Source organism: Acidobacteriota bacterium, assembly GCA_012517875.1.
GTDB lineage: Bacteria > Acidobacteriota > JAAYUB01 > JAAYUB01 > JAAYUB01 > JAAYUB01.
The window spans coordinates 1-12,373 of record JAAYUB010000128.1 but is presented as its reverse complement, the minus strand read 5'-3'; the positions used below and the strand labels follow the sequence as shown (position 1 = coordinate 12,373).

Here is a 12,373-nt window from a genome sequence, read left to right as displayed (position 1 = left end):
GTTCCACACGCCAGCCGAAGGGCATGCCGACGCCGCGCCGCTGCAGCTCCTGGCGTCGATTCTCACCTCCGGCGGCATGCGCATGGGCCCTCGCGGCGGCGGTGGCGGCGCCGAGACCGGCCGGCTCCAAAAGAGTCTCATCAAGGAGAAGGAGATGGCCGTGAGCGTCTCCGCCTCCAGCCAGGCCCAGTGGTACGTGGGTGCGTTCGCCTTCAACGCTATGCCCCGGATTGACAAGGGCGTCACGCCGGAGGACCTGGAAAAGGAAATCTGGGTCGAGCTCGAGAAGATCAAACAGGAGGGCGTGACCCCCGACGAGCTCCAGAAGGCCAAGAACCGCTCCGAGGCCATGTTCTACCGCTTCATGGGCATGTCCATGGGGATGGCCCGGCTGGTGGGTGTCGCCGAGCTGCACCGTGGCTGGCGCGCCCTGCTGGCGGACCAGGAAGCGCTGAAGGCCGTGACCAGCGCCGACATTCAGCGCGTGGCCAAGGCCTACTTCGTCAAGGACAACAGCCTGGCCGCCATCTACACACGTCAGACGGGCGGCCGTGACGGGATGCGGCCGGGCCCGCGGCCCGGCGGACGACCCGGCGGCCCGCCGGAAGGACGGCCCGCCGCCGAGAAAGGAGGCGCCCAATGAACAAGATCATCACCCTCATCCTGACGCTCGCGCTGGGGTGCGGCGCCGCCTGTTTGGGCCAGGGCCAGCGGCCGGCCGACCTGAAATATCCCCCGCTCCAGTACGAACCGCCCGACCCGGCCGCCTGCCGAACCACGTTCGCCGGCGGGCTGCGCGGCTACGTCCAGGCAGACCACAGCCTGCCCGTCTTCACCCTGTCGGCCCTGGTGAATTTCGGCGACGCGTATGTGCCGAAGGATAAGGCCGGTCTCGGCGCGGTGATGAGCCGGACCCTCATCACCGGCGGCACCGCCACCCGCGAGGGCGACGCCATCGAGGAACGCATCGACTTCCTCGGCGGCTCGCTGACGTTCGCCGTGGGCGAGCGGACCTCGACCCTGAGCCTGTGGGTTCTGAGCAAGGACATGGACGAAGGTCTCGAGCTCTTCTTCGACGTCCTCCGGCATCCCGAATTCCGCGAAGGGCCGCTGGGCCTGACCAAGGCGCGGCTGATCGAACAGCTCCGGCAGACCAACGACCAGCCCAGCGAGGTGCTGAGCCGCGAGTACGAGAAGCTCCTCTACGGCGACCACCCGCTGACCTGGCGGCCCACCAAGGCCACCTACGAGGCGGTCACCGCGGCGGAACTCAAGGCGTTCCACGGGAAATATTTTGTGCCCGGGAACATCATCCTGGCGGCCGCCGGCGATTTCAAAGCCGCCGACCTCAAGGCGGCGGTGGAGCGCCACGCCGCCGGCTGGACCGGGGCGGCCGTCGCGGCGCCCGCCATCCCGCATGAGTTCGCTCAGCCGGAGCCGGGCGTCTACTTCGTTCAGAAGGCCATCAACCAGGGCTATGTCAGCCTGGGCCACCTGGGCATCGAGGAGTCCAACCCTGACTACTATGCCGTCCAGGTGATGAACTTCATCCTCGGCGGCGGCAGTTTCACCTCCCGCATCACCACCAAGGTGCGCTCCGACGAGGGGTTGGCCTATAACACGGGCAGCCGGTTCACGTACCGCTGGGGCTTCCCCGGCACGTTCGCCGGCTACGTCCAGACCAAGTCGGAGACGGTGGGCTACGCCATTTCGCTGATCCAGGCGGAGTTTGACCGGATCCGCACAGAACCCGTCTCGGACGCCGAGCTGGAGACCGCGGTCAATTTCTACCTGGAAAGCTTCTCCAGCGTGTTCGAGTCGCCCATGAACACCATGAACACCTTCGCCGACATGGAGCTCACGGGGAAACCCATGGATTACTACAAGAAGTACCGCGACCACATCCGTGCCGTGACGAAGGAACGGGTGCGCGAGGTGGCCAACCGATACATCCATCCCGACGGGATGGTCATCCTGATCGTCGGCGATTGGGAGCCGTGCAACGCCGGCGGCGCGCAGTGGCCGGGTCCGCTGGACAAGCTGGGCAAGGTCCACAAGGTCTCGCTCGTGGATCCCATGACCGGCGAAGTAACGCCGTAACCCGTATCTCGCGCACTTCGGTGCGCGAGTTCGATCCATCGAAAATGCACGACAGGGCGGCTTCGGCCGCCCTGTTTTTGTGTCAGCGTCAAAGTCGAATAGTGAATGGTGAACAGCGAGCAGGGAGGAGATAGGAGATAGGAAGTGGGAGATAGGAAGTGGGAGATAGGAAGTGGGAGATAGGAGAGAAGGGAAAGGAAAGGAGCTGGGGACTCCGAGCTCATCGGGCCCTCTGAAGGGGACGCTGATACAGCAACAACAAACGTTTCCCCGTCGAAGAAGCGACGGGCTGTTCCCATCCAAGGCCGGTGAACCGGCCTCACGACCGCCGTACTCCAGACTGCCGTGGGTGTCTGCTGGTTTGGAGTGCGCCGACACGGCTGCGCTTTGGATCGGCGCGGGACGCGACGTTTGATTTCGGCCGACCATTGATTTCGGCCGACCATCGCATCGTATATTTTCCAGAATCCAAAGCGGTGTCAAGCCAACGCACTCCAAGGCGCTCACGCGCTATCGAAAGCGAGTCCTGCGCCCATCCAGAGCGGCGTCATACCACCGCACGCCAGACCATTGTGACATTTTGCTGGTTTGTAGCGCGCAAAGACTTCTGTGCTCTGGATTCTGGTTTGGAGTGCGCAGACAAGTCTGCACTCTGGTTCCCCGCGGGACGCGGGCGCCGGGGTCTTGCGACGTGCGACGGCCCGGCCCCCACGGTTTTGCCCTACGATCTTCGCAGATCCAGAGCGGGAGGTGGTGGGTTAAAACAAAAATATTTCTGATGAACCTGCCATGAGGATTTTCATGCGCCACCCGTCATTCGTTGAATGCCGTGACGCCGGCAATCGACCGATAATCCTGATAGCCAAAAACCTCGAAGCCGGTCACGGGCAGATTGGAATCCACGGTCACCCACCCCCAGAAATCGCCGATGCTGAACAATTCATTGGCAAAACCGATATCCTTCATATACGGGCCGATCGTCTTCGGGCGGGTCTGGATTAGATTGCCATTCATGTTGTACAAACGGTAAGTCAAATTCGCCGAAGCGGCGTTGGGGTTGATCACGGCGATGCCCGTCCATTGCTGCAAACCATCTCCCAACGCATTTCCGTTGGCCACGCGGGGAAACAACAACCGCTGACTCACGATTTTGGCCGCCTCCAGACCGGCCAACCCGTCGATCCCCGCCGGCGGATTCTGTAAGCCAAACAATTCGAAGCCGGTAATTGAATATCCCTCCTGCATGCTCGAAGCCAAGATCCAATCCGCGTCGTCCGGTATCACGCGTTGTCCATCCACCAGCCAGGTGTGCGCCTGATACGCCATCTTGCCCAGGTATGGGATCTCGGTCACGGTCTGTTTCAGCATCTCACCGGCTTCCGTATACGCCGTGATCAGGATCGGGTGTGTGGTGACGGCGTCATTCGGATCGGGATCGACCGACAGGCTGACCATTGCGATGCCGGTCCACCATCCCTGGGGCGGATTGGCGATGTGGCTGAAGAGCAGCGTCCGCCCCACGAAGGGATCCAAGTTCAGCCCGGCACAATCGTTTGTGGCCTTGAGACCAAAAATCTCGGTCCCGACCAGATTGGGCTCCAGGACCTTTTGAAGATCCAGATCGTAATTCGCAAAAAATCCCCAAAGCCCGCCGAGCTCGGCCGGATCCGGCAGCTCCCCATAAAGATCCATATACAGCAGCTCAAAATCGAAAAATGCACTGGAGTATGGTGCAGCCAAATCAAAGAGAGCTCCCTTGTCATCGTTATCCAAATAAATCACATCACTCACCGTGTCGGTCACATTGGCGATGCCGCACAGCGAGAACCAGACCGGGTATGTGGACGGAATATGAGGAATGAAAATGGCATTTGTGAATATTTCGGCTGGCGTGGTCGAGACGGCAACATAGCCGTCGGGGGATTTGTGATCGCAGATTCCGATGATCCGGCCGTCGGCCGTCGCTATCCCCATATTCGAATTGTCCGGCATTATCCACCCTTCCATCGCGTGGGCGGCCAACGTGCGGTTCCCGGTGGTGCCCGCACCGGCGCCCTGCCAGTTATACAGATCCAGGGCATAGTGCACGGTCTGATCTTGCGTGTTGATGATCCACAGCGTGTTATCGAAGGTCTTGCCAAAGTACTCAAAATTCGCGGCCAAAGGGAAATACAGGAAATAGTCATCGGCCGGCCCGGCCCCGCCGGCGATCCCAACCGCATCAAACGCTGATTTGACCGCGTTATGCTCGGCTGAATTGTTGCCATGCAGGTCGATGGCGGCCTGTTCGATCGCCAGACGGGCCGCGGAGAAATCGGTGTTCGCCGTGAAGTAGTTGGTCCAGGCGCGGAAGTAGATGCGCTCGGCTTTGCTGCGGCCAATACTGGCTGCTGTCAGATAGAATGCCTTGTTTGGAATGCCGCAGTTCTTATGAACGCCACCGTTGTCATCGTTCACCGACATGGACACAAACTCGCTCATATGTGCCGGTTGCCAGAGAGGGCTGTTGGTGGGTTGCCCGTTGTGCGGATCGGCCATGTTTCTGAAAGCAGTCGCCCCCAAAGGATTAGTTTTTATGATTATCTCGCCAAGAGTCCAATTGGCGTCATCCACCAGGCAACCGATCACATCGGACATGGACTCGTTCATCGCACCTGATTCGTACTGATAAACCAGACGGCAAGTGGCATCGGTCACGCCATGGGCATACTCATGAGCAGTCAGATCAAGGGCCGCAGCCCAGTTGTTAGACCATACACCGCCCGCTCCGAGTGTGATGCTGTTGTTTACGTAATATGCGTTATCCAGATTGGAGATATCGTTTACATAGACCTTTATCGAACCACTTGTGTTGCTGAAACCGGTCCAATTGTGGGTATCGTAGAAGTAATCATAGACTTCACTCACATGATAACTGGCAGTGCCACCAGCCATGATCGCATAGTTATCATTGAATGTGTTATCCAGATTGGGGTCATAAATGACGGGAGTGAAAATCCATCCGCTACTTTTATCAAGAATGACTATCGTTCCTTGAAAAGTATTAACATCAAGGTATCCCGGGAACATGCTCTTTGACGCGTCTATCAGATAAGTGTATCCGTCATCATAGTGCCATGTATCGAGGGTCACTGCCTGGCTGTTGTGGATCAATATGCCCGAAGAGGTTGTGGCGTAACCCGTGTAAACCTCATCGATGCTGTTTGTGATTTCACCGGTTTTTGCGTTCACAAAAACCCGGTAATGGTACGGGTACACTTCCAGCGGCTTCATTTCAACTTCCCAAGCCAAAGTTGGGGCTGGAGTATGGAAATTGTAAATGACCAGTTTCGTTGAGGCTTCGATATCCACGGGACACGGTTGGGATTGACGCGCGATGTTTTCAGCCTCATCTGCGGGGACGCCGGGGTTGAGTGCGTCCACATGGATGTTCTGGTAGATCCCGTTGAAACAGTACACCTGCCCCAAGGTGTTGACATGGACGATGACTTGCTCGGGCCAGACCGGGATGCCGCTGTACACGTGTTGAAACTTCACATGCGCCATGCCGAGATCATCGCGCGAAGCCGTCAGCAGTTGGAAATCATTGTCACCGTCTTCCAGCTTGAGCAGACAACGAAAAGTCTTGAGGAAACTGGTTGCAGCAGCCACCGGGTCCTCGGTTGTTATCGCACCGAGCGCACCCCGCAGGTACATCGGCGTGCTGTAAGCTGATTTAGCCGAGGTGATCGACTGGGGAATCAACACCGCTGGCTGAGTCATCGGCGTCCTGACCGGTTGATCTACAGAACGGAGCGGGCGATGGCGCGTTGATGGTGAGGCCGCCCAGCCAACCCAGATCAGACCGACCATCATCACCGACAGGACCGACGCGGTGCGTTTCAGAGAAGATTGCATGATACCCCCTGGATATTTCTCATTGAGAATCGCTATCTAATCGAACAGTCTGGCATTCATCGTCAACTGCGCTCTTGCAACAAACGAAGATCAAATGAATCGCCGGCTCGAACGCGATCAGCGCAAGCTCTGAATCGTCTTGATGAAGTTGCGAGCGAAATTCTTGGCGGGATGGCGTTCGAATTTAGTAGTCTGGGTGTCTTTAAATTCCCACAACACCCGGATGATACTCGGCGGCTCAAGACGAATCACATATCCCTGACCTGCAATGGCGGCTCTCGGTTGGCTGCTGGCCCAGGCGTTGCCGTACATGTCGCGCCAGGCGTAGGTGTAGGTGCCCAACGAATAAATGTCGGCGCCGAAAACCAGGACGGCGTCGGCATATTTCGGATCGGTGACAACGGTGATCGACGGCTCCTTGGCCAGCTCTTTGACAATCATTTCGCGGTAACTCAAATCATAGCCCGTGAACACCATGACCGTCCGCACATGACGAAGTTCATTGACATCACCAGGCAGGTATTGCAAAGGCGGTGCGGTTGGCGGCGGCGGTGCGCCTGCCACGGCCCGACTCATGGTGAAGTTGCCATTTTGATGCGGACCGTTGCAATCCTGGCCGTAATATGTCCCGATCATTGAATCGCCCACTGACTGGACCCGTGCCTTGTATATACCCGGGCACCCGGCGGTGTTCTGGGTCAGTTCGAAGGCCAGCGACCCATTGGCAACCTGTCCGCTAATCGTTCCGCCGCCGCCGGTTGAGGCGGTATACGTTCCGGCCACTTCACCCTTTGAGTTCTGAATCAGGTTGAAGTATAGCTTGCCCGAACCGGCTGAATCACTGAAGGTGGCCTCCCACGCGCCGTCCAGGATAAAGTCGTTTTTAGGTTCGGCCGCGTGATCTTGCACCTGAGGTTGCGGTTTCAAACGAGACAGATGTTTGAGACTGATCACCTGGTCATTTTCAAGAAGAGTCTTGAGGAAATTGACCGGAATTGCAAAATTCAGGTTTTGCCCACTGGTCAATCCCGCCACGGCGACGCCGATCACTTCGCCGCGATCGTTGAACACCGGTCCGCCACTGCTTCCTGGAGAGATGGGTGCGGAGATTTGAATCCAAATCTGTTCGGCGAGCAGTTCCCTAAGTCCGCTGACGAGTCCGTCGGAGACGGTATTTTCCAATCCCTGAGGATTGCTGATGACCACCACTCGTTCACCTGGTTGAATTTTTTCGGAATCGCCCAGTTTGAGCGGCGTCTTCCACAGTTGTCCTAATCTCAATATGGCCAGATCATTTACCGTGTCAAAACCACTGAGCTGTTCTGCGACGTATGCGCCTCCGTTCTTGAACTTGATGTAGATCTTTGTGGCTCCTTGTATCACATGGAAATTCGTCGCCACGCGATTGTTGGCGCAGACGAAACCACTCCCCAGACCCGTGAGATTTCCTTTATCGTCCTGCGTGGCGATGAGGCAGATTGATTGGCCGGTGTTTCGGGCAATTTCAGCCGGAGTACGAGCTGACTGCTGGGCTGCTCCCCATGTCGTCAGCGCAACGAGGATGATGCCCAACGTGCTGCGACGCATCGCGAGCCCCCTGGTTGTTCCAATATCATTTCGCTTAGGTAATATTCTACCATACTTTCCGGTCGAAACCACATGGCAGCCGGTTGAGCCAGTTGTCAATGAAAACAGGGCGTTCGGGCAATGCGCCGTTGCTCTGCGGCAACAGTCTCGAATGCGCCGGCTCGGCTGCGCTTTGGATCGGCGCGGGACGCGCCGTTTGATTTCGGCCGACCGTCGCCTTGTATATTTTTCCGGAATCCAAAGCGGTGTCAAGCCGCCGCACGCCAGGGTGCTCACGCGCTATCGAAAGCGCGTCCCGCGCCCATCCAGAGCGGCGTCATGCCGCCGCACTCCAGACCGTCGTGCCGCCGCAGCGTGCGGCACTTCATCCAGAGCGCCGTGGGTGGTCAATCCGGGGCGGGCGTGCTATGATGGCGCCATGATCCCCCCGACCCTGATCAGAGGCGGCACGGTGTGCCTGCCGGACGGACCGGCACCGGTCGACGTTCTGCTCGAGGACGGCCGGATCGCCGCGGTGGGCGAGGCCCTCGCCGCGCCCGCCGCCGCCGAGGTGATCGACGCCGGCGGGCTGTGGCTGCTGCCGGGCATGACCGACCTGCACGTCCACCTCGACGACCGGATCGGCCCGTGGGTGCTGGCCGACACCTGGACCACCGGCAGCGCGGCGGCGCTGGTGGAGGGGATCACCACCCTGGGCGGCTTCGTCACCCAGGGGCCGCACGAGACCCTCGCCGCCGCGGTGGACCGCGCCGCCGCCAAGGCCGCCGGCCGGAGCCACTGCGACTACTTCTGGCACCTGACGCCCACCCGCTTCGACCGGGCCGGCTGGGAGGAGATCGCCGCCCAGCTCCGCCGCGGCTTCCGGACGTTCAAGTTCTACACCACGTACCGCGAGGCCGGGCTCTACACCAGTTACCGGGAGCTGGCGGAGATCCTCAAGCGGCTGCGGGACACCGGCGCGCGCAGCCTGGTGCACTGCGAGGATGAGGACGTCCTGGACGAGGCGGCCAACCTCCACCGGGCCACGGGGAGCGCCCGCGACCACGCTCTGCGGCGCCCCGTCCTGGCCGAGCTGACCGCGGTGCTGCAGCTCATCGACATCGCCGCCGCCACCGGCGCGCCGGTTCATGTGGTGCACGTATCCACCGGAGCGGCGGCCGCAGCCATCGCCCGGGCCCGGGAGCGGGCGCCCGTGACCGCCGAGACCGCCCCGCATTACCTGTTTCTGGACGAGACGCTCCTGAAGCGCGCCGACGGCTACCGGTGGCTCTGCACGCCGCCGCTGCGGCCGGCGGCCGAGGCGTCGGCGCTGCGCCGCGCGGCGTTGGTGGTGGCGGTGGACCTGTTCGCCACCGACCACTGCGCCTACCGCCGCGCCGACAAGGAAACCGGCCTGCGCGGCCTGGCCTGGGCGCCGTACGGCGTGGCGGGCGTCGGCGCGCTGGTGCCGCTGGTGTACCGCGCCTTCGGCGACTGCCCCGAGACGGGCCTGCCGGAGCTGGCCAAGTACCTGGCCCTGCGGCCGGCCCAGGTGGCCGGGCTGTACCCGCGCAAGGGGGCCATCCAGCCGGGCGCCGACGCCGACGTCGTGCTGGTGGACGGTTCGGGTCCCGAGCGGCCCATCCGCTCCAGCGTCGCCGACACGTGGGAAACCTACCCCGGTATGACCACGCGGCTGGCGGTGCGGGCCGTCTGGCGCCGCGGCCGGCTGGTGGCGGGGGACGGCGCGCTCCTGGAGCCGGACGCGCCGGGAGGAGAGTGCCTATGTCTGAAGTGAATCCGCCCCGCGCCTGGCGCAACGACGCGGTCGCCAAGGTGACCGGCCGCGCCCGCTACGCCGACGACCTGAAGTTCCACGGCCTGCTCCACGCCGTGCCCGTGTACACCGACCACGTTCATGCGCGCCTCCGCGGCGTGGACACCGCCGCGGCCGCCGCCGCCCCCGGTGTGGTCCGCGTGATCACCGCCGCCGACGTGCCGGGCAGCGTCACCTTCGGCCAAATTCTGCAGGATTACCACATGCTCGCCGGCGACACGATCCGCTGCCACGGCGACGTGGTGGCGGTGGTGGTGGCCGAGACACGCGCCGCGGCGGTGGCCGCCGCGCGGCTCGTCACCGTGACCGCCGACCCGCTCCCCGCCGTGCTGGACCCAGAGGAGGCGCTCCGGCCCGGCGCGCCGCTGGTGCATGAGGCGCACGGTTCCAACGTGATCAACCACCACCGCGTCCGCCGCGGCGACGTGGCCGCGGGATTCGCCGCGTCCGACGTCGTCGTGGAACAGGCGTTCCGCACGTCGTTCATCGAGCATGCCTACCTGGAACCCGAGGCGGCGGTGGCCGTGCCGCGCCCCGACGGCGTGATGGAGATCTACGGCTCCATGCAGCACCCGTTCAGCACCCGCCGCTTCACCGCGGCGCTGCTCGGTGTGCCGCTCGCCGACGTGGAGGTCCGCTCCGTCCCCATGGGCGGCGGCTTCGGCGGCAAGGACGACACCGCCGCCATCGTCTGCGCCCGGGCGGCCCTGGCGGCGCGGCTCACCGGCCGGCCGGTGAAGCTGACCTACGACCGGGAATGGTCGGTGCGCGAGAGCTACAAGCGCCACCCGTACCGGCTGCACTACCGGATGGGCCTGACCCGCGACGGCAGCATCCAGGCGGTGGCGGTGCGCATCGTCGCCGACGGCGGCGCCTACTGCTCGGTGACGCCGTGGGTGACGTGGCGCTCCACCGTCCAGTGCTGCGGCCCGTACCGGGTGCCCCACGTCGCGTGCGACACCTACGGCGTCTACACGAACAACGTCTTCACCGGCGCCATGCGCGGCTTCGGCTCGCCCCAGGTCAACTTCTGCATCGAGCAGCTCGTGGAGATGGCCGCCGAGCGGCTGGGTATCTCGCCGCTGGAGATCCGCCGCCGCAACATGGTGCGCCAGGGCGACACCACCATCACCGGCCAGGTGCTGGACACCCACGTGGTCAGCCTGGAGCAGGTGCTGGACCGCGTGGTGGCCGAGTCGGACTATGAGGCCAAGCGCGCCCGCTGCGCGCACGGCCGCGCCGACGGCGACGAGCTGTACGGCGTCGGCCTGGCCATGAGCTACCGCGGCATGAGTCTGGGCGCCGAGGGGAAGGACTTCAACTCGGCCATCGTCAACGTCCAGTTCGACGGCTCCATCCTGCTGGAGACGGGCATCCACGAGAACGGCCAGGGCGCCGAGTCGGCCATGGTGCTGCTGCTGGCCGACGAGCTCGGTGTGCGCCGGGAGCGGATCCGCTACCGCCAGGCGTCCACGTCCGGCATCCCCGACGGCGGCACCACGGTGGCTTCGCGCGGCACCCTGATGGGCGGCGGCGCGGTGGTCCATGCCGCCCGTGCGCTCAAGGAGAAGATGGCCGCCGTGCTGGCGCCGCGCCTGGGCTGCGCGCCCGGCGACGTGGCGTTCCGCGACGACGCCGTCTGGGGCCCCGGCGGCGCGCGGCTGACGGTCGAGGAGGCGGTGCGCGAGATGTGGCAGGCCCAGGAATACCCGTACGCGTTCGGCGTCTTCCAGGGGCCGCACGTGACGTGGGACGAGGCGACAGGGCAGGGGAACGCCTACTTCACCTGGGTCTACGGCTGCCAGGCGGCCGAGGTCACGGTGAACCGCCGCACCGGCAAGGTGAAGGTGCTGGGGATGTGGGCGGCCCACGACGTGGGCCGGGCGGTGAATCCGCCCATGCTCCTGGGACAGTACTACGGCGGCATGGCCATGGGACTTGGCTACGGCTTGACCGAGGCGGTGGAAATCAAAGCGGGTAGAATCCGGTCGCTGAACTTCGACCGGTACCGCATCCCCCGCGCCACCGACCTGCCCGAGATGCACGCGGACATCGTCGAGAATCCGGACCCGCTCTCCCCCTCGCGCGCCAAGGGGATCGGCGAGCCCACCAACGAGCTGATGGCGCCGGCGATCGCCAACGCCGTCGCCGCGGCCACCGGCCGGCTGTACTGCGAGCAGCCGGTGCGCGTCGATCCCGCGGAACTCGCCGCCGGCGCCGAGCCGGGCTCAAAAGAGGAGGCGCCATGCAGCTGACCATCAACGGACGCGCCGTCACGGTGCCCGACAGCGACGGTCCGCGCCGCCTGCTGGAGTTCCTCCGGGAGGAGATGGACCTGACGGGCGCCAAGAACGGCTGCGGCATCGGGGTGTGCGGCGCCTGCACGGTGCTGCTGGACGACCGGCCGGTGCGCGCCTGCCGCCAGACCGTGGCCGATGCCGCCGGGCGGCGGCTGCTCACCATCGAGGGGCTGGCGGCGCCCGACGGCACGCTGCATCCGCTCCAGCAGGCGTTCGTGGACCACGGCGCCATCCAGTGCGGCTTCTGTACGCCGGGGATGGTGCTCACCGCCCACGCCTTTCTGCTCAAGCACCCGTCGCCCACCCGGGCGGAGATCCGCCGGGCCATCTCGGCCAACCTGTGCCGCTGCACCGGCTACCAGCAGATCGTCGACGCCATCGAGTCCGCCGCGCCGTTCTACCACCGGTGATCGGTTGGTGGTTGATGGTTGATGATTCGTGCTCGTAATTCGTCATCGTCATCGTCATCGTCATCGTAATCGAGGCTCGAGGCTCGAGACCCGAGGCTCGTTTCCGAATCATCGGACATCGGACTTCGGACATCGGACCTGGACCCTGGGTTCTGGGCCCTGGTTCACAGAACCCGGATTCTAATCTCCATTCACCGATTCACCCATTCACCGATTCACCCATTCACCGATTCACCCATTCACCGATTCACCCATTCACCGAT

At 63.1% G+C, this 12,373-nt stretch carries 7 protein-coding genes; 5 read left to right on the top strand and 2 right to left on the bottom strand.

The window, feature by feature from the left end; all coding sequences use genetic code 11:
- Together GX414_13400 and GX414_13395 are read left to right on the top strand one after the other, a co-directional pair.
- Positions 1-643 (top strand): insulinase family protein (locus GX414_13400; GenBank protein NLI48096.1); only part of this gene is annotated, 643 nt, incomplete at its 5' end.
- The gene (locus tag GX414_13395) at positions 640-2,100 is read left to right on the top strand and encodes an insulinase family protein (protein ID NLI48095.1); all 1,461 of its coding nucleotides are present in this window, start codon (positions 640-642) and stop codon (positions 2,098-2,100) included. The genes GX414_13400 and GX414_13395, both read left to right, overlap by 4 nt.
- Before the next feature lie 813 nt (positions 2,101-2,913).
- Here the strand turns inward: GX414_13395 and GX414_13390 are convergent.
- Complete coding sequence (locus tag GX414_13390) at positions 2,914-5,997, bottom strand: peptidase M4 family protein (protein NLI48094.1); 3,084 nt, start codon at positions 5,995-5,997, stop codon at positions 2,914-2,916.
- A 117-nt stretch (positions 5,998-6,114) separates the two neighbouring features.
- Positions 6,115-7,584 carry a serine protease gene (locus tag GX414_13385; protein ID NLI48093.1) on the bottom strand — a complete coding sequence of 490 codons (1,470 nt, stop codon included), beginning with the start codon at positions 7,582-7,584 and terminating at the stop codon, positions 6,115-6,117.
- Positions 7,585-8,002: 418 nt separating this feature from the next.
- On the opposite strand from GX414_13385, the gene GX414_13380 reads away from it, so the two are divergent.
- From GX414_13380 to GX414_13370, 3 genes are read left to right on the top strand one after another with little or no spacing between them, the layout of a single operon-like run.
- Positions 8,003-9,361: an amidohydrolase family protein gene (locus GX414_13380; protein ID NLI48092.1), complete on the top strand. Its 1,359-nt coding sequence runs from the start codon at positions 8,003-8,005 to the stop codon at positions 9,359-9,361.
- On the top strand, positions 9,349-11,655 hold the full coding sequence (locus GX414_13375) for a xanthine dehydrogenase family protein (GenBank protein ID NLI48091.1): 2,307 nt from the start codon (positions 9,349-9,351) through the stop codon (positions 11,653-11,655). The genes GX414_13380 and GX414_13375 overlap by 13 nt, the downstream gene beginning before the upstream one ends.
- Positions 11,646-12,110, top strand: coding sequence for a (2Fe-2S)-binding protein (locus tag GX414_13370; GenBank protein ID NLI48090.1), 465 nt, complete (start codon positions 11,646-11,648; stop codon positions 12,108-12,110). The genes GX414_13375 and GX414_13370 overlap by 10 nt, the downstream gene beginning before the upstream one ends.
- The last annotated feature ends 263 nt before the right edge of the window (positions 12,111-12,373 follow it).